At 31.2% G+C, this 19,564-nt stretch carries 21 protein-coding genes and 1 riboswitch; all 21 genes read right to left on the bottom strand.

The window, feature by feature from the left end:
* Positions 1-3 precede the first annotated feature (3 nt).
* The gene (locus tag CLLI_RS00845) at positions 4-1,299 is read right to left on the bottom strand and encodes a PDZ domain-containing protein (protein WP_106062391.1); all 1,296 of its coding nucleotides are present in this window, start codon (positions 1,297-1,299) and stop codon (positions 4-6) included.
* 7 nt (positions 1,300-1,306) lie between these two features.
* Positions 1,307-2,518 carry a S41 family peptidase gene (locus tag CLLI_RS00840; RefSeq protein ID WP_106062390.1) on the bottom strand — a complete coding sequence of 404 codons (1,212 nt, stop codon included), beginning with the start codon at positions 2,516-2,518 and terminating at the stop codon, positions 1,307-1,309.
* 197 nt (positions 2,519-2,715) lie between these two features.
* Positions 2,716-3,606, bottom strand: coding sequence for a permease-like cell division protein FtsX (gene ftsX / locus CLLI_RS00835; RefSeq protein WP_106062389.1), 891 nt, complete (start codon positions 3,604-3,606; stop codon positions 2,716-2,718).
* A complete protein-coding gene (ftsE, locus tag CLLI_RS00830; RefSeq protein WP_106062388.1) occupies positions 3,596-4,282 on the bottom strand; it encodes a cell division ATP-binding protein FtsE in 687 nt (228 codons plus the stop codon). The genes ftsX and ftsE overlap by 11 nt, the downstream gene beginning before the upstream one ends.
* 201 nt (positions 4,283-4,483) lie before the next feature.
* Positions 4,484-5,338, bottom strand: coding sequence for a YitT family protein (locus CLLI_RS00825; protein ID WP_106062387.1), 855 nt, complete (start codon positions 5,336-5,338; stop codon positions 4,484-4,486).
* Between the two features lie 24 nt (positions 5,339-5,362).
* Positions 5,363-5,710, bottom strand: a complete 348-nt coding sequence (locus CLLI_RS14755) for a hypothetical protein (RefSeq protein WP_242975484.1) — start codon at positions 5,708-5,710, stop codon at positions 5,363-5,365.
* 84 nt (positions 5,711-5,794) lie between these two features.
* Complete coding sequence (locus tag CLLI_RS00815; protein WP_106062386.1) at positions 5,795-6,736, bottom strand: transketolase family protein; 942 nt, start codon at positions 6,734-6,736, stop codon at positions 5,795-5,797.
* The gene (locus CLLI_RS00810) at positions 6,736-7,614 is read right to left on the bottom strand and encodes a transketolase (protein WP_278335549.1); all 879 of its coding nucleotides are present in this window, start codon (positions 7,612-7,614) and stop codon (positions 6,736-6,738) included. Before CLLI_RS00810 ends, CLLI_RS00815 begins: the two co-directional genes overlap by 1 nt.
* A 27-nt stretch (positions 7,615-7,641) precedes the next feature.
* Entirely contained in the window at positions 7,642-7,995 is a 354-nt protein-coding gene (locus tag CLLI_RS00805; RefSeq protein ID WP_106062384.1) for a type II toxin-antitoxin system PemK/MazF family toxin, read from the bottom strand.
* Positions 7,955-8,275 carry a CopG family transcriptional regulator gene (locus CLLI_RS00800; RefSeq protein ID WP_170063615.1) on the bottom strand — a complete coding sequence of 107 codons (321 nt, stop codon included), beginning with the start codon at positions 8,273-8,275 and terminating at the stop codon, positions 7,955-7,957. The genes CLLI_RS00805 and CLLI_RS00800 overlap by 41 nt, the downstream gene beginning before the upstream one ends.
* A 118-nt stretch (positions 8,276-8,393) precedes the next feature.
* Positions 8,394-9,554: an alanine racemase gene (gene alr / locus CLLI_RS00795; protein ID WP_106062382.1), complete on the bottom strand. Its 1,161-nt coding sequence runs from the start codon at positions 9,552-9,554 to the stop codon at positions 8,394-8,396.
* 17 nt (positions 9,555-9,571) lie between these two features.
* The gene (locus tag CLLI_RS00790) at positions 9,572-10,180 is read right to left on the bottom strand and encodes a germination lipoprotein GerS-related protein (RefSeq protein ID WP_106062381.1); all 609 of its coding nucleotides are present in this window, start codon (positions 10,178-10,180) and stop codon (positions 9,572-9,574) included.
* 89 nt (positions 10,181-10,269) lie between these two features.
* The gene (locus CLLI_RS00785; protein WP_106062380.1) at positions 10,270-11,772 is read right to left on the bottom strand and encodes an NAD(P)H-hydrate dehydratase; all 1,503 of its coding nucleotides are present in this window, start codon (positions 11,770-11,772) and stop codon (positions 10,270-10,272) included.
* Between the two features lies 1 nt (position 11,773).
* On the bottom strand, positions 11,774-12,148 hold the full coding sequence (gene acpS / locus CLLI_RS00780) for a holo-ACP synthase (RefSeq protein ID WP_106062379.1): 375 nt from the start codon (positions 12,146-12,148) through the stop codon (positions 11,774-11,776).
* 436 nt (positions 12,149-12,584) lie between these two features.
* Positions 12,585-12,938: a DUF6514 family protein gene (locus tag CLLI_RS00775; RefSeq protein WP_207655048.1), complete on the bottom strand. Its 354-nt coding sequence runs from the start codon at positions 12,936-12,938 to the stop codon at positions 12,585-12,587.
* Between the two features lie 233 nt (positions 12,939-13,171).
* On the bottom strand, positions 13,172-13,621 hold the full coding sequence (locus CLLI_RS00770; protein ID WP_242975483.1) for a COG2426 family protein: 450 nt from the start codon (positions 13,619-13,621) through the stop codon (positions 13,172-13,174).
* 195 nt (positions 13,622-13,816) lie between these two features.
* A complete protein-coding gene (locus CLLI_RS00765) occupies positions 13,817-15,139 on the bottom strand; it encodes a Na+/H+ antiporter NhaC family protein (protein WP_106062378.1) in 1,323 nt (440 codons plus the stop codon).
* Between the two features lie 84 nt (positions 15,140-15,223).
* A riboswitch (SAM riboswitch) is annotated at positions 15,224-15,331 on the bottom strand.
* Positions 15,332-15,483: 152 nt separating this feature from the next.
* Positions 15,484-16,323, bottom strand: a complete 840-nt coding sequence (locus CLLI_RS00760; RefSeq protein WP_106062377.1) for a YihY/virulence factor BrkB family protein — start codon at positions 16,321-16,323, stop codon at positions 15,484-15,486.
* Positions 16,324-16,475: 152 nt separating this feature from the next.
* A complete protein-coding gene (locus CLLI_RS00755; protein ID WP_106062376.1) occupies positions 16,476-17,984 on the bottom strand; it encodes a tripartite tricarboxylate transporter permease in 1,509 nt (502 codons plus the stop codon).
* A 17-nt stretch (positions 17,985-18,001) separates the two neighbouring features.
* Positions 18,002-18,481 (bottom strand): tripartite tricarboxylate transporter TctB family protein, encoded by a 480-nt coding sequence (locus CLLI_RS00750; RefSeq protein ID WP_106062375.1) that lies wholly within the window; start codon positions 18,479-18,481, stop codon positions 18,002-18,004.
* A 46-nt stretch (positions 18,482-18,527) separates the two neighbouring features.
* The gene (locus tag CLLI_RS00745; protein WP_106062374.1) at positions 18,528-19,553 is read right to left on the bottom strand and encodes a Bug family tripartite tricarboxylate transporter substrate binding protein; all 1,026 of its coding nucleotides are present in this window, start codon (positions 19,551-19,553) and stop codon (positions 18,528-18,530) included.
* Positions 19,554-19,564 lie beyond the last annotated feature (11 nt).

Genomic DNA, 19,564 nt, shown 5'->3' with positions numbered 1-19,564 from the left:
AATTTATTTATCACCATCTTTATCCTTATTTTTTATCTTATTTAATACCTCTGAAAAAGTATTATCTTTAAGCTTAACAACTACTTTGTCCTTTGGTATAAATTTTGGAACAAACACAACTCCCAGCCTGCTCTTTCTATCAGCTGCCTTATATACAACCTCTTTAATAACCCCATTAGTTTTTTCCATTTTTAAAATTATATCTCCTGGAGTATTACTTATCATTTCCAGTATATCATCTTCTGTTTCTATTTCCGTATCATTTATTGCCATTAAGGAATCTCCGCTCTTTATTTCCATATGATCTGCCGGTGAATCAGGTGCTACCTCTAATACTTTCATTCCATCCTCACTTACATACAGTGGCTCTCTATTTAATTCACCATATCTTTGTAGATAAATAATACCCTCATGGGCTAAGGGTGCAAATAATACTACTAGTATTTTATAATAAATATTTATATAACATAACTGGGCCAAGAAGAATAAAACTATACTGTATACAATTATAAGAAGACCTGATTCCCTAACTTTAGCCCTTTTTGTCTTGGTAAAAGTAACACTGCTATAACCAAGCACTCCATAAAATGGTACCAACATAACTACGGCTTTTTTAAAAATATCTGAAGGAATAGTACTATGTATAATAGGCCACCAGTTAGGCATTTGGACTACATCTCCCATGTTCACTGTATAATTGCTATTAAGGATTATAAATAAAGCAATAGGTAAAGCCCAATATCTTTTCATTATAAAGCCTCCTATTATCTTATCCTCTCTTTTTGAGAAAACTGGCACAGTTCCTCTGCTGCCATCTGTTATTACAAGTAATCCTTCTACAAAATGCAATACAGCAATCATAGTCATTAAAGATGTAATATCAAATTTAAATAACTGAATCTCTTTAGTACCATATATAGAAGCAATTATAGTATTTACAATACTCAGTCCACCTAAAATAGCTCCAGAATAGGAGAAACAAATAAATCTAGTGTTAAAAGCCATTAAAAATATGGAAATTAAAAAAAGAATTTCAATAGCTGAGTTTTGATAAAAAACTACACCAAAATAGGACATAATAATACTACCAAAAGTCCCAGCTAAAATTCCCATAACCAATTGAGATATTGTTAATTCAAAAGGGGAGTTTATTTGCTCCCCAATAATCATCTTCTGCATTGCTGAAGTTTTTCTATTTTGAATATATAAGAATACACTTAAGATCACCAAAAAAAATACTGAATAAGGATCTGTTAAGGCAAAAGCTACAGCCTTAAGGGTATAAAGTAGAATATTCATTATTAATTTATCTCCCCCCCTCTATTTTTTTCTCTGCTACTCCTAATGCTTTTTTAAATTGGGGATCTGTTGCCCTGTTATAAGGTTTTTTCAGTAATTCTTCTGGATACTTAACTTCAATATTAGGCTTTATTCCGGTTCCATGTATATTTTCTCCATTAGGAGTATAGTATTTTGATATTGTAACCTTTAAGGCAGTTCCATCACCTGTATCTATTAAAGTCTGAACCACACCTTTACCAAAGGTTTTTTCTCCAATTAAGGTTCCTATATTATAGTCTCTTATAGCCCCAGAAAATATTTCAGAAGCACTTGCTGAACCTTCATTAGTTAGTACTACTAGTGGTAAACCTATATAATCCCCACCTTTAGACTTATATTGCTTTTCTGTTTTATATTTATCTATAGTAGAAACTATAACTTTTCCCTTAGGAACAAAGTTTGAAACCATATCTACACATTCATCTAACAACCCGCCTGGATTACCTCTTAAATCAATTATTAGTGACTTCATGCCTTTACTTTTTAACAAATCTAATTCTTTCTTTAGATTTTTACTTGTATTTTCATCAAACATAGAAATCTGTATGTAACCTACATCATTTGATACCATTTCTCCCTTAACAGTTACTAAGTTAATTTTAGATCTTTTTAAAGTAACGTCATAAAGTCCTTTTCCCTCTCTAAAAAAAGTTATAGTTACATTTGTGCCCTCTGGTCCTTTCATCATAGTTACTGCTTTATCTAATTCTTTACCGTTGACTGCCTTTCCATCTACCTTTTCTATTTCGTCCTTTGGCAGTACACCAGCTTTTTTAGCTGGAGAATCTTCAAATACATCTGCTACAACTATTTTATTTTCTTTAGCTTGAACTTGTAGACCTACACCGCTATAATTTCCCTCTGTTTGAGCATTAAATTCTTCAAATTCCTTTTTATCCATAAAAACCGTATATGGATCATTAAGAGCCGATGTCATTCCTTTAATTGCTCCTTCTTCTAAGGCAGCATTGTCTATTTTTCCATCATACTTATCCTGAATTATTTCCTTTATTCCAAATAATTTAGAAAATTCTAAAAATCTATTATAATCATCTCTATTAATTATAACTTTTCCATTTGGCATAGCTAAAGATATAGCGTTAGTTCCTAGAAAGGTTGCAACATTAGTTAAAAGTATTATTGCTATTGTCCACCCTATCCATTTCTTTTTATTCATTTACCCCACTCCTTTTCAGCAAAGTGCTAGCTTAAGTTTTATATTTTCACCATAAAATATATATAATGAACTCACTATATATATTTATATAAATCATAAGTAATTATAACATTAAAAAAAATAAATTTACAAAAATATTTTGAACACCCTACTATAGAAGCAGAGTGTTCAAAATATAATATTTATTCATCATTTATCTAAACTGCAAGGAATTTTCTTATGGACAGCATACTTCCTATTGAACCTATTAGTATTCCTAATAAGCCAAACTGCCAAGAAATATTAGTAAGTACATATTTAGGTTGAACTAGCTTGACTAAAAACAGATTTGTAGAAACCTTTGTGTACACTACATTATAACCATAGTATAGCAGTATGCATCCTACAATTGCTCCGATAATACCAATAATCATACCTTCAATGATGAATGGCCATCTTATGAACCAGTCTGTAGCTCCTATATATTTCATTATGCCTATTTCTCTTCTTCTTGAATATAAAGTAATTTTAATAGTATTGCCTATTAAAAATAATGAAACACCAATAAGTATAGCAAATAATGCCATGCCTATCCATTTTATAGTTTTTGTCACGGCAACCACTCTGTCAACTATTTCCTTTCCTGCTTGAATCTCATATATTCCTTTCATATCCTTCACAGAATCTACAACCTTTGAAACCATTTCCGGATCCTTAACCTTCACTACATATGCATTTGGAAGAGGATTATCCTTTTCTAAGCCTTCAAGAAGAGCCTTATTATCTTCTCCAATCTGTTCTTTAAAGTTCTTCATAGCCTCCTGTTTAGTTTCATATTTTACACTAGCTACTTCACTCATTCCTTTTATCTTTGTCTCCAATGCTTTTTCCTCACCTATAGTTATATCATTATTTAAAAATACTTTTATTTCCACTCTAGATTCCACATTTTTTATTACTTGCTGCACATCCAAAGCTGTAAGTAAAAATACTCCTAATATAAATAGAGTAGCTGCAACAGTAGCAGCTGATGCAAAACTTATAGTTTTATTTCTTTTTATACTTTTCAAAGAATCTATGGCAAAATATTTTAAAGTACTAATCTTCATATCCGTATGCACCTCTCTTTTCATCTCTTATTACAACACCTTTTTCTAATGCTATAACTCTTTTTCTCATATTGTCAACTATATCTTTAGCATGAGTAGCCATCAACACAGTTGTGCCAGCATGATTTATATCATTAAGCGTGTCCATTATTTCCATAGCAGTATCAGGATCAAGATTTCCAGTAGGCTCGTCCGCAATAAGCAATGCTGGGTTATTAACCATAGCTCTTGCCAAAGATACCCTTTGTTGTTCTCCTCCAGATAACTGATGAGGAAGAGCTTTGTATTTTGTTGAAAGTCCTACCATAGAGAGTACCATAGGAACCCTCTTTCTTATTTCCTTTACAGGTGCCTCTATAACTCTCATTGCAAAAGCCACATTTTCATATACACTTAAATTAGGTATAAGTCTAAAATCCTGAAATACTACTCCTATTTTTCTTCTATAATAAGGTATATCATTTCTTTTTAATTTGGTTATATCTGTGTTATTTACTATAATGCTTCCATTGGTTAGATCTATCTCTTTTAATAATGCTTTTACAAAAGTTGATTTACCAGCTCCACTTGGTCCAACTAAGAATACAAATTCCCCTTTTTCTATTACTATGTTTACATTTGATAACGCGAATATATTATGATTATAAATCTTACTTACATTTTTAAATTCAATCATTAAAAATCTCTCCTCTTATATTAATACGTTTAATGCTATTTAAAAATTCACTATTGTTATTATAACATAATAAGTAATTAATTTGACAATTAAAATCCTTAAAACTATTACTAATTAAGTTATTAGTTATATTTTAATACAACTTAATCTATAAAAGTAAAAAGCTGTCGAATGCTTTTTTAATTATCGACAGTTTTAATATTATTCTTCTCCAGATATATCCTTGAAACCCTCTCCTAAAACCTCATGAACATCTCCTACAGTGATAAAGGCTTTTTTGTCTACTTCTATAATAAATTCTTTTAGTCTTATGAATTCTCTTCTACTTAAAACTGTATATAGTACATATGTATCATTACCGGTATAGCCGCCTATGCCTGTAAATATTGTACAGCCTCTTCCTAGTTCATTTATAATAAACTTATTTATTGAATCATTCTTAGGACTTATAACCATAATTTGTTTGCAAACATTTAATCCTTCAATTATTAAATCTATTATAAATCCGTTAACTAGTACACTTAATAAAGAATACAATCCTATTTCAATTCCAAAAGAAAGGGCTGAGAAAATAGTTATTACGAAATCCACTACAAGAAGCGACTTCCCTATAGGTGCATTAATAAACTTACTCAATATCTTTGCAATTATATCCGTACCGCCAGTGGATGCATTTTGATTAAATACAATTCCCATACCTATTCCAGATACAACGGTACCAAATATTGATGCTAAAAAAAGGTCATTGGTTATGGGTACATTTGATGTTACCGTTCTATCTAAAAACCATATAATACCAGATAAGCTTAAACTAGCATATATAGTTTTACCTCCAAACTTACTCCCTATAAAAATAAAAGCTATAATAAATAAAAAGCCATTCATTATTAAGGATAAAAGTCCTATATCTAAAAAAGGGAAAAAATTATTTATTATTATTGCTAATCCTATCACTCCACCTGCGGCTACTTTATTTGGTGCTAATAAAAATTTTGTAGCTAGTGCCACCATAAGTACTCCTAGTGTAATGAAAAAATATTCCCTAAATTTTTTCATAGTATACCCTGCTCCTACACAAAATTATTTTGTTAAAACCCAAACTTTATCTTGAATGCATATAGAAAATATTAAAATAAATAAAGAAATAAAAAAAATAACAAATGTTAAATTAAGCTTTGAAAAATATGTCTTCCATTGTTCCTCGTAATTTAGAGGTCTCATTAAATTTTCACTCATAAAAGATAAGGCCGATATAAATAAACCTAAAAAGGATACATATTGGGAAATTCTGCTTCCCCAATCCATAATAACTATTAAATTAAATCCTCCAACTATTATTCCAATAACTCCCCCTATAAGAAACGTTACTATAAATATATATATGGAAAACTTTATACAATATAGTATATCCTTTAAATACTCTTTCATATGATTCCTCACTCTCATAGTCTGCAAATATAAGAAATTGCTTTAGAAATTATCTATAACTTCTAAAGCAATTATATACTAATATTATTTTAAATCCAGTCCTTTTTTTACTGCCTTTACAATATTTTCTGCAGTTAATCCATATGCTTTTAATAATTCTTCTGGTTTTCCACTTTCGCCAAAAGTATCATTTATTCCAACTCTAACTACTGGTACTGGATGTTTTTCACTTGTTACCTCACATACAGCAGATCCAAGTCCTCCTATAATGCTATGTTCCTCAGCAGTTATAATAACTCCAGTTTCCCTTGCGGCTTTTACTATTGCTTCTTCATCTATAGGTTTTATAGTATGTATATTTAATACCCTAACCTTTATTCCCTCTTCTGCAAGTATATTATAAGCTTCAAGTGCTGCATCTACCATTATACCTGTAGCTATTATAGTAGCATCTTTTCCTTCTCTATACTTTACAGCTTTTCCTATCTTGAAATCATATTCTGCAAAATCATTTATTACAGGCACACCAGATCTTCCAAGCCTTATATAACAAGGCCCATTATATTCAGCAACAGCCTTTACAGCTTTTTCTGTTTCTATAGCATCTGAAGGACATATAACTATCATGTTTGGAATACCTCTCATTAGTGATATATCCTCTACTGATTGATGAGAAGCTCCATCTTCACCTACTGTTATACCTGCATGAGTAGCACATATTTTCACATTCAATTTAGGATAGCAAATAGAATTTCTTACTTGCTCATAAGCTCTTCCTGTTGCAAATATAGCAAATGTACTAACAAAAGGTATTTTATCACAAGTGGACATACCTGCTGCCACTGACATCATGTTTCCTTCTGCTATTCCCATATTTATAAATCTTTCAGGGCATACCTTTTTAAAATCTGCAGTTTTTGTAGATTTGGATAAATCCGCATCTAAAACTACTACTTTGGAATTATTCATTCCTAATTCTGCTAAAGCTTTACCATAAGCTTCTCTTGTAGCTATTTTATTTGACATTATTCTTCCCCTCCTATCTCTCTTAATGCCTGTTCACATTGTTCAATATTAGGGGCAGTACCATGCCAGCTGGCTTGATTTTCCATAAAGGATACTCCTTTTCCTTTTACCGTTTTACAAACTATAGCTGTTGGTTTATCTTGAATTTTTTTAGCTTCTTCTATAGCATTTATAATTTCTTCAAAATTATGACCATCAATGAATAAAACATTCCAGCCAAAGGCTTTAAATTTATCAGTTATTGGTTCTGGATTCATTACTTCCTTAACTGGTCCATCTATTTGTAGTCCATTATTATCCACAAAAGCAGTTAAATTATCTAGTCCATAGTGAGCAGCAGACATTGCAGCTTCCCATACCTGCCCTTCTTCTAATTCACCATCTCCAAGTAATGCATATACTCTATAATCTTTTTTATCAATCTTCCCAGCTAAAGCCATGCCTACAGCTGCAGAAATGCCTTGACCTAACGAACCTGTTGACATGTCTACTCCAGGTACTTCATTCATATTAGGATGACCCTGTAATATAGATCCTATTTTTCTAAGGCTTTTCAACTCATCTACATTAAAAAATCCTTTTCTTGCAAGGACACTATATAGCGCTGGTGCTGCATGCCCTTTAGAGAGTACAAATCTATCCCTATTTAAGTCTTTGCACTTTTCTTTGCTAACATTCATTTCATAGAAATATAGAGTAACCAATATTTCAACTGCAGATAGTGAACCACCTGGATGCCCAGAATGTGATTCTGTAAGCATAGTTATAATATCTTTTCTTATCTGCTTAGCTATGCTTTTAAGTTCTTCTATAGTTTTTTTCATTTTTCTAACCTCCTGCAAAATTTTTGAAACTAATATTTTATTTGCCACTACCATATACATAAAAGTAAGGGCATAATGCCCTTACTGTTTTAACCCTATACTTATTAAAAGTGCTTCGTCTACTTTTTTCATATCGCTGTTAGTCATGTGTCCTATTTTTTCTTTAAGTCTTCTTTTATCTAAAGTTCGTATCTGTTCAAGCAAAACTACAGAATCTTTATTTAATCCATATTCCTCTGAAGAAATCTCAACATGAGTTGGCAATTTTGCTTTATTTATCTGTGAAGTAATCGCTGCTACAATAACAGTGGGACTATATTTATTGCCTATATCATTTTGTATAATGATTACAGGTCTTATTCCTCCCTGTTCTGAACCAACTACAGGGCTTAGATCAGCATAGAATATATCTCCTCTTTTCACTATTGTTGTCATCGGACCAATCACTCTCCGGAAGCTTCGCTTCATATTCTTTTAAATCTCTAATGTCACTTGCAAAGCCCATCTCTGCAAACTCTAAATTAATTTTGGCCATTTCTGAATATCCCATTTTCATTTGTTCCATTTCTTTTAATTTTTTTTTCTCCTCAATATATAGTATTATAACTTCACGAATAAATTCACTTCTTTTTTTAGAATCTTCTTTTAGTGCTTTATTAAATTCATTATTGAGTGTCTCTGAGAGGTTTACTACTAATCTCTTTGATCCTGACATTGAAATTTATACCTCCTATTAACTTATGCAAAAGATATGTACAGAATTATTATAATCCTATTTTTACGACAATGTCAAAGGAATTTTAGTATTTTAATCATTTTCGCATTTGGTATTATTATACATAGTTTCTTATTTTAATTACTTCCCCATCTTTTATATAAACTCTTGGTACTCTTTTACTTATCATGCAAGTTATTTCATAATTTATAGTTCCTAATAATTCTGCAATTTCATCTGCAGTCATTTTTAAATTCTTATATTCTCCCATTAATATGACTTCATCTCCAACTTTTACTTCTCCGATATCAGTCACATCTACCATACATTGATCCATGCATATTCTCCCTACAACTGGTGCAAAACTACCATTGATTATTACCTTAGCCTTGTTAAATAATAATCTTGTATACCCATCTGCATAGCCCACTGGCAAAGTTGCAATTATACTTGGTCTTCTAGTTTGAAATGCTCTGCCATAACTTATATACTGCCCTTGGTCCATTTCTTTTAAATGCACAATGTTTGTTTTTAATGTCATAACTGGTTTTAATTTTATCTTATCTTTTGACACTTCTTCTGAAGGATAATATCCATAAAGTATAATTCCTGGCCTAACCCCTTCTAAATGGGTTTCTGGCAAATCAATAATTGCAGCACTATTGGCAATATGTCTAATATTAATTTTTACACCCTTTTCTTTTAGTTTATCATAAAACCAATTGAATTTTTCAAATTGCATATTGGTATAGGATTTATCATATGCATCTGCAGTTGAAAAATGGGAAAATAAGCCCTCGATTATTATGTTTGGCAATTTACTTATTTTATATACCTGGTTTAAGCTTTTTTCCTCTGGAGTAAATCCTATTCTTCCCATACCTGTATCTAGAGCTATATGAATTTTAGCTATTTTATTTTTTTCTATGGCCATTTTAGATATTTTTTCTGCTAAATCATAGGTATATACTGTTTGTTCTATATCATATTTTAAAATGCTATCTATTAAACTATCTGGGGTAAAACCTAGAACCATAATTGGGCAGTCTATTCCTCCCCTTCTAAGTTCAACAGCTTCATTTACTACTGCTACTGCTAACCTAGTGGCTCCATTAGCCAATAGAGTTGGTGCTATATCTAAAGCTCCATGCCCATAAGCGTCTGCCTTAACTGTTGCTATTATTTCCTTACTTTTTGATAGTCTTTTTATTTCTTGCATATTATGAGCTAAATTATCCAAATCTATTTCTGCCCAAACTGGTCTTAAATGTCTAAACAAATTATATTCCACCCTTCTTATTCTACATTAAAGAGTTTATCATCTAATTCAATATTAGGATTAAACTGTTTATAAGTAATCCTTACTTTTTCTTTATTATTGGCATCAAGTATTTCTAGTTTTTCTGGCAGACTATCTCTATTATTAATATACATCTTACCTTTGTATAGATTTCTGTTCATACCTGGTATTAATAATTCTATAATAGTATACTCCATACCATCTATATTTTTAAGAGAAGTTTTTACTTCTTCATTAGTATACATCAAACCAACATATTCTCCTACCATGCTAATCTTATATATAGTGTCAAAATCTTTATCTAAAGTATATTTAATTCCTGATTTTAAGTCAGTTACATATATTTTATCACTTTTATAGATTAAAATCCTATTTTCATCTATGTCTATTCTTCCTCCAATTTTCCTATGGTAATATTGCTTACAATTGTACTCCAGCATCTGTCTATCGTTTTCTAAGGTTATAACACAATCGCAGCTATAGCTCTTAAGGTTTTTTACAAATTCTATACTTTTTTTGCTCTTGTCAGCTTTATAAGCACAAGAAAATAATATTAAAGAAAAAACAAAAAAAATAACAGGAAATATTAATAATTTTTTTTTCATGCAATTCCTCCTATAAGAATTGAATTATTTATATTACTAATACTATTCCTGTATTCAATTGAATATTCTGATGTGATATATTATAAAATCTATAAATTTTGAATCTCTTTTATGGTCATTGGTAACTTATCCAAAACATGACTAGCATTAACACAAAACATATTATTAGACAACTTTTCTCCACAGTATCCATGTATAAAAGTTCCTACATAGGCTGCCACCATGGGATCATAACCCTGGGCTATAAAAGAAGTTATTATTCCTGTTAAACAATCTCCCATTCCCCCAGAAGCCATAGCACTATTCCCTGTTGGATTAATAACGACTTTATCTCCATCAGTTATTACGGTGTTATACCCCTTTAGAATTAAAATCACATCATATTTTTTTGCAAAATTTTTTGCAACCTCTATTCTATTTTCCTTTATATAATCTATAGGCATATTTATTAATCTTGACATTTCCCCTAGATGAGGAGTTAATATTATTTTATTATTCTTTTCCTTAAGTAGATCTACTCTGCCACTTAGCACATTGATTCCATCTGCATCTATTATTACTGGGCAGTTAGCTTTTAATATTGCATCTTTAACAAGGTTAAAAGTTTTTTCATTATTCCCTAAACCTGGTCCTATAGCTATAGAATTACTTTTAGCAAATAATTCTTTAAACTTTTCTGTGTCCTGAAAAGAAATAGTCATGGCCTCTATAAGTTTACAGCTTAAAATCTTATAAACATCCTCATAAGTGCATAATGTTACCAGACCAGCTCCACTTCTAACTGCTGCCTCCGTAGTTATATATGCCGCTCCCGTATATCCTTTAGAACCTGCTATAACTAATGCCCTTCCATAATCACCTTTATAAGAATATTTATCCCTTTGAATTATATTTTTGTTAATCATATATTTATCCATAATAAATTCATTTTCGTGAAATTTGCTTATAACAAACTCTGGTATACCAATGTCCTCAATTACTATATCCCCTATTAATTTATCTGCACTATAATTTAAAAATCCTTTTTTGTATAATGTAAAGGAAACAGTTTTATTGGCTCTAATACAATTACCTAATATTTTGCCATTATCACTATCTAGTCCTGATGGTACATCTATTGATAAAATGTGGCTGCTATTTTCATTTATAACTGATATTACTGAAGCATAAATACCTTCTACCTTTCCTTTTAGCCCTATACCAAACATAGCATCTATGGTAGCATGATTTCTTTCCAGAGCTTCCCTTAGCTCATTTATATCTTCTAAATTGTTTATGCTATTTATCTTTATATTCATGTTCTTCAATATAGCATAATTTACACTGCAGTCATTGCTCATGCCTTCCGCTGTACCCACTAGAAATACCTCCACCTTTTTCCCTAAGGTGACTAGATGTCTAGCAACAGCAAAACCATCTCCTCCATTATTCCCTTTGCCGCAAACTACTACGAAAGAATTAAACTTATTTAAATCTATATGTTTTAAAACCTTAATACATGCATTTTCCATTAAAACAATCCCAGGTATTTTTAATGAGTCAATGCAATAGTTATCTATTTTTTTTGCTATGTCTGCAGTACCAATTTTCATACTAATCCACCTCCATTAACGCATATGCAATAGCATTTTCTTTACTATGGGATATGCTTATATGAATTTTATAGTTTCCATATGCCTTTAACAATTCTTCGGCCTTGCCATTTATATAAACTATAGGTTTTCCAAAATCATCCCTTAGTATTTCTATATCTTTTATATTAAAATTTCTAAAGCCTGTTCCAAAGGCTTTTGCTACCGCTTCTTTCCCTGCAAATCCACCAGCTATGGTCTCTCCTTTAAAATTCCTGCGTTTAAAATACTCTAGCTCTTTATCTGTAAATATTTTATTTAAAAAATTTGAATTTCTTTTCACAGCCTTATTTATTCTTTCTATTTCAATAATATCTGTTCCTATTCCTTTGATCAAAACCATTCCTCCTAAAAACATGGGTAAAAAAATAGAGGTTAATTACCTCTATTTTAGCATAAACTTAATATTTTAAAAAATTGTTACCAATTTTTTAAAGTTGACAATTGACAGTGGACAGTTAAGGATAATTTTTTGCATAAACTTTAGGGTAAAAGCCTGTAACATCATTAAAAGAACACTTAGGCTTTGATAAAACAACAAGGAGTGTTTTATCATACCCAGCAGTTTTCTTTAAGGAAATTATTCAATAAAAATTCTTTCGTAATGTTAATGGAGAAAAATTGTCCATATTTATTATCTATTTTTTATACTTTATTATTTAAAAAATTATTTAAAGCTTTTCTGTAGTGTCAGCAGAAAAAAAGCCTCCTTAACTGTCAATTGTCAATTGTCAATTGTCCTCTGTCAACTAAAAAAAGTGCTCTGCACTTTTTTAATTTGTTGCTATATCCATTAATTCCTTATCAAAATCTATAATATATTCATCTATATAATCTCCAAGTATATCTACTAGATGAACAGGTGATACTGTATTGTTATATAAAAGTTTAAGTAATTTATGTACTTTATACCTTTGAGGACTTATGCATTTTACATAATCCCTTTCAATATTAATTACATTTCCGTCTATTCTATCCTGTCTTTCAATTTCTATGCCATAGGCTTGTACTTCTATCGATTCTCCTCCATAATTTAGGGTGACCTCATCCTTTAGTAGTCTATAATAATAATTACACTCTTTATCTCCTTCCTTAGTATTCATAACTAAGTTTTCTACAACTAACATAATTTCAATCCCCCCATACAATTAACTTTAATATTATATTATCACCTATTTTAAAAAAAAGCTGTCATTTCATGAGAAGGGATCTATACAACTTATCTTGCTAATATGACATTAATTCCATTAAATATGGCTAAACGGTTACCATATATTATGGTTATGGTAATACATGGAAGAGAAGTAACTCATCCATGTCGAATATCTTACCAATTTGACTATATTTTATTATATCCATTCTAGAATAATGCTGGAAACACTACACACAATATGGTTATTATAAATGCAGATAATATACCTCCTATGGATGTACATAATAGAGATTTTTTAAAATCAAGCCCTAAAAAAGCTGCAATGGCACTGCCAGTCCATAGTCCTGTAGTTGGCAGTGGTATAGCTACAAAAGTAATTAACCCAATTTCTTTATACTTCTCCATTTTCCCAGAATTTTTCCTTATCTTGTTTTCAATTATATTATTAATTGGATCAAAGAATTTATATTTTTTCATCCATTTAAAGATAGAATTAAACATCAATAATATAAAGGGAACTGGCAATAAACTCCCTAGAAAACTAACCATAAAGACAAATGAAGGGTTCATGTGATAAAACAGTATTCCTAAAGGTATGGCCCCTCTTTGTTCAATAAGTGGCACTGCAGACATAGCAAAAACCTTTAAAGTATTCATAATCTTTCTCCTTTGATATGAAATCGCAATGTTTTTTATATTAAATACATTATAATAGTTGTTTATAATTAATTTCAATATTAAATTAAAAACATTAAAATTAGATTAAAATTAATTATTTTCTGTAAATAAGTAAAGGGTAAGAACTAGGAGGTAATAGTTGTGATGAAAATTCAGCCTTGCTAAATTTTTTTATTACGCTCCTTTTGAAAACTCTTTTCTTCCAACTGCTTTTATTTTAGGCAAACCTAAAGCTATAGCAATTATGGCACATACTCCCATCAAATAAGGATAATATAAATACTTCATGATTAAAAATGGAGATATCTTTGCTAAACTAGAAGCAGCTAATAGCTGTGCTCCATAGGGAATTATTCCTTGACAGAAGCATGAAAAAGTATCCAATAAGCTGGCTGATTTTTGTGGTTCTATACCATATTTTTCAGATATATTCTTAGCTAATGGGCCTGTCATAACAATAGCAATGGTATTATTAGCTGTGCATATATCAACTAAAGATACTAGTAAGGCTATGCCATATTCTGCTCCCCTTCTTGTTTTTACCCTGCTGGTAATAAAGCTTAATAAAAAATCTATTCCTCCATTAAATTTTATTAATTCAACGGTACCACCAATTATTAATGATATAATAACTAATTCAGACATACCATTAATTCCTTTAGCTATGGACTGCAAAAATCCTACAAAATCGAAAGCCCCATAAATCATTCCAATGATTCCTGAAAGCACTGTACCCCCCACTAACACTGACAAAACATTTACCCCTGCAAGTGCTGCTATAAGTACAGACACATAAGGGAGGACTTTTACTAAGCTATAGTTATATTCACCTCTTAAAATTGTATTATTTCCCGAGGTAATAATAGCAAATATGATAGCTGTTGCAATTGCTGCTGGTAATACTATGAAGAAATTTGTTTTAAACTTATCTTTTAAATCGCATCCTTGTGTCCTAGTAGCCGCGATGGTAGTATCAGATATCATGGAAAGGTTGTCTCCAAACATAGCCCCTCCTACTACTGCACCTATAACCAAAGCCACCGATATGCCTGTTTTATCTGCAATGCCTACAGCCATAGGAGCTAATGCTACTATGGTTCCCATGGAAGTTCCAATGGAAATAGATATAAAACATCCAATAATAAAAACTCCAGATATTAATATATTACTTGGTAAAATTGACAATCCTAAATTAACTGTGGATTCAACAGCTCCCATATCCTTAGCTACTTGAGCAAAGGCTCCTGCCAATATAAATATTACACACATGAGTATAATATTAGGTTCCCCTGCTCCTTTACAAAATATATCTAACTTATTTGATATAGTTTCTTTTCTATTCATTAATAAAGCAATAATTCCTGCAATAAGAAAAGGAACACTAACAGGCATTGCATAGAAATCCTTTGAAATAAGTGCAATTACCACATATAAAACTATAAAAACTAGTAATGGCAATAAGGCACTAGCCCTTCCTTTTAATTCATTATTTTTCATTAATATTTCCTCCTAAATAAAATATAATCTTATTTTAAAAATAAAAAAACTCCTTGTAGATAGATACAAGAAGTACAACTTCTCCTCTTATCTATCAGGTCTTACACCTGCTGGAATTGGCACCTTGAAAGTATATAACTTTCCGGTTGCCGGGTTTCATCGGGCCAGTCCCTCCACCTCTCTGGATAAGAAGCATCTTATTTAATTTTAAAGACATTTTAGCATAACACACTGTGATAAGTCAATATTTTCAAAGAAAACAATATAGAGTTTTTATTAAATACTACTATAATAAATATAGACCATATGAATAAAAGACTAACTTTAAAAGATAAGAGCTCTGCTTAACGGTAACTCTTATCTTTATATTTTACACCATTATCTATAGCTATTGATGCATTTATTTCCCCACCAATTATAATTATTACTGAGGTTAAATACAGCCATGTTAAAAGAATTATTACTGCACCAATACTTCCGTATACCTTTGAATAATCGCCAAAATTATTAACATAAAAAGCAAATCCAAAAGAAACAACTATCCAACCCAGTGTGCTAAATATTGCCCCTGGTATCACTTCCCTCCATTTTAATCTTCTACTTGGAATATAATGATATATTAAAGCAAATATTGTTATCATAGAAAAAATAATTATTACATATCTTAATAAATACCATATAATATTGAACAAATAACTGAAGCCCATCTTTTTAGCTAATAAAGAGCCAATTATTTGTCCAAAAACCAATAAAAGTATGGTTATTATTATTAAAAATCCTAGACCTAAAGTACTAATTATAGAAATTCCTATTACTTTAAAAAGGGATCTTTTTTCCTTCTCATCATAAGCTTTGTTTATTCCCTTTATTACACTTCTAAATCCGCTGGATGCAGTCCACAAAGTTAATATAATACCAAAGGATAATAAATTTGTATTTCTTGTTTCCAATATTTCTACTACTGTGTTACGAACTAATTCATAAGCACTTGTAGGTAATATGTTACTTAGTTCTGATAATACAAGTTCACTATTTATTGAACTAAATCCTATTAAAGTCATTAAAAATATAAGGAATGGAAAAAAAGCTAATAACAAGCTATAGGATAATTGAGATGCCAAAGCAAATATTTCATCATCTATTATTCTTTTTATTAAACCCTTTATATTTATCTTCCATTTCAAAAATCTTCACTCCCTAGTAAGAGCTAAATAAGCCACTAAAAATAATTATCTTTTATTATATTATATTATATTGTTAGTGTAAATCTATCCATTTATATATAATAAAGTCATAAGTAAATCATTATTTATGATTACCTATGACTTCAAATTAATTACTTGGCTATACCTAAATCTCTTCTTCTTACCATAGCCTTTCTTATAAAAGGATAAAGTATAGATACTATTGTTAATATAATTAATATCACACATATTGCAGAACCAAAGAATACAGATAAACTTCCATCAGATATTTTTACAGCCTGTCTAAATGATTGTTCCATACTGTTTCCAACAATTACTGCTAAAATCAATGGTGATGTTGGTATTTCAGCCTTCCACATAAAATATCCTATCAATCCAAAAATAACTAATAGATAAAAATCTACTACACTATTTCCTATAGCATAGGTTCCTACAAAGGCTAAGCCTAAAATTATAGGATATAAAATCTTTGGAGGTATAGCTAATAATCTAACCAATATTCCCGCCATAGGTATATTTACTATAGCTAATATTATATTGCCAATATACATACTTGCTATGAGCCCCCAGGCTACGTCTGGATGTTGTTCAAAGAGTAATGGCCCTGGCTGTAATCCTAGCATAAGTAAAGCTCCCATCATAACTGCTGTAGTTCCTGAACCTGGGACTCCCAAAGTCATCATTGGTATGAGTGCTCCTACAGAAGCCGCATTATTAGCTGCTTCTGGAGCAGCCAATCCTTCTATAGCACCTTTTCCAAATTCATCAGAGTGTTTTGATATTTGCTTTTCACTATTATAAGCCATTAATGCTGCCATGGTACCGCCAGCACCTGGTAATGCTCCTATGAAGAATCCCAAAGGTGTACTTCTAAGTATTGCCCTCCAACTTCTCTTCCAATCCTCTTTTGTTATCCATATTCTTCCGAACTTTGTCTGCATTTTTTTCTTTCCTTCTTTTAATGCAGCAAAACTTTTAAACACTTCCCCTAAAGCATACATTGCTATAATAACTACTAGAAAATCGATACCCCCTTGAAGCTCTAATATGCCAAAGGTAAATCTTTGTATGCCTGATTGAGGATCTATTCCTACTGTAGATATCATTAGCCCCAATATCATTGATATAAAACCTTTTACTAGATTTTCTTCAGATAAAGAAGCCGTAGCGGATAATGCAAAAACCATTAATACAAAGTATTCTGCAGGGCCAAATTTTAAAGCAAAGTAAGCTACTGGTTGGGCTACAAAGGTCATTGCTATAGTAGAAATAGTTCCTCCAATAAAAGAAGCTATAGCTGAAATAGCAAGAGCCGCCTCTGCCCTTCCATTTAAGGTCATAGGATATCCATCAAAAGCAGAAGCTATGGCTGCTCCATCCCCAGGAGTATTTATGAGAATAGAACTTCTTGAGCCTCCATACATAGCTCCATAATATACACCACACATAGTTATCAACGCTGCTGTAGGTCCCATGGTAAAGGTTAAAGGCAACAGTACCGCCACCCCTGTAGCAGGTCCTAACCCTGGTAACATTCCTATTATAGTTCCTAATACTCCACCAAATGTAACCCAAAATATATTCATAGGAGTCATAGCCACAGTGAAACCATGCATAAGATTAGTAAATATTGTTTCCATACATTTTCACCTCCATTTTAAATGTTTATAATTGGCGTTATAGGTAGTATGATACCTAATATTTTTGAGAATAAAATATATATACCTACACTAAAGCATACCGCAACAATGGTATTAATCTTCCACTGATCCTTGCCATTGATGGCTGTTAGTATAGCCTCTAAAAAGAATATTGTAGAAATTATAAAACCCGCTCTTTCGTATAATATTGCGTATATAATACTAATAATACAGGTGAATATGATTAGTTTTCCGGTATAATTTAATCTAAAATCAGATTTTTGTCTAGCCTTGCCATTAAGCCCACCCTTTAATGCTTCCTGTACAACTAGTATTATACCAAGTACTACCATGGAAACTCCTAATCCCAGAGGAAAATATAATGGGGACATAGGACTGCCAATACTGGCTCTTGGAAGTGCAAGTGTTTGAATAATATATACTATACCTAATATTATTGATACAATTCCTGATAAAGCTGATAGATTATTAATCATTTACTTCACCTCTTTTCTCATATTTGAAAGGGAGATTTTATCCCCCTTATTTTAACATCCCTATTTCCTGTAAAATCTCTTTATATTGTTCATTACATCCATCCAAGAATTTTTTGAAGTCCTCACTATTTTGGTAAACCATATCCCATCCATTTGTTTCACAAACCTTTTTCCAATCCTCTGTCTCTGACATCTTTTTAAAGGTTTCTTCCCAATATTTTAAAGCGTAATCAGGCATATCTGGAGCCCCAAACATTCCTCTCCAATTTTCAAATACAGCATCTATACCCATTTCCTTACAAGTTGGCACATCCTTTATTACACCTGTTCCTACTCTTTTAGCAGCTGTAGATGCTAAGGCTCTTAATTGACTGCTTTCTATTAAAGTCCTTACTTCTCCAAGACCAGTTGAAAATACATCCACGTGACCCCCTAGTACCTGAGCAGAACCTGAGTTATCTTGAAAACTTATATAAGGTATTTCCTTTATATTTTTAACTCCTGCAGCCTTTGCCATAAGTAAAAATTGTATATGATCCATACTTCCAGCTGAAGAGTTTCCACCTATTTTAACGCTTTTGGGGTCCTTTTTTAAAGATTCCATTACATCATTAATAGTTTTGTACTTAGAATCTTTAGCTACAACAAAAGCGCCATAATCAGTTATTAATCTTGCTATTGGAGTTGTATTCTTATAGCCATATTCAGTTGAACCATTTAAATTTATTAGTATTAATGGTGGTGAATAGACGGTTACTATGCTATCACTGCCTTTTTTCTGTTGTAAGTATGACAGTGCTATAGCGCCCCCTCCACCTGTTTTATTTGTTATCGGCATAGGTACTGATACAAGTTTTGTGTCTCCTAATACTTTTGCAGTAGTTCTTATGGTTAAATCCCATCCCCCGCCTGCTCCTGCTGGCGCTATGAATTCCATGGCCTTTTTAGGATAGTCTACCTTTTTTTCTTTAGAATCAGAATTTGCGCTTTGTGAGCCGCAGCCCGAAAATATCATTGACGAAGTCATTACCAAAGTTAAACATACCCCTGCAATAGTTTTAATTTTTTTCATACATATTTTCC

It is taken from the genome of Clostridium liquoris, assembly GCF_002995785.1.
In the GTDB taxonomy this organism is placed as follows: Bacteria; Bacillota; Clostridia; order Clostridiales; family Clostridiaceae; genus Clostridium_AO; species Clostridium_AO liquoris.
This window is presented reverse-complemented; position numbering and strand designations above follow the sequence as displayed.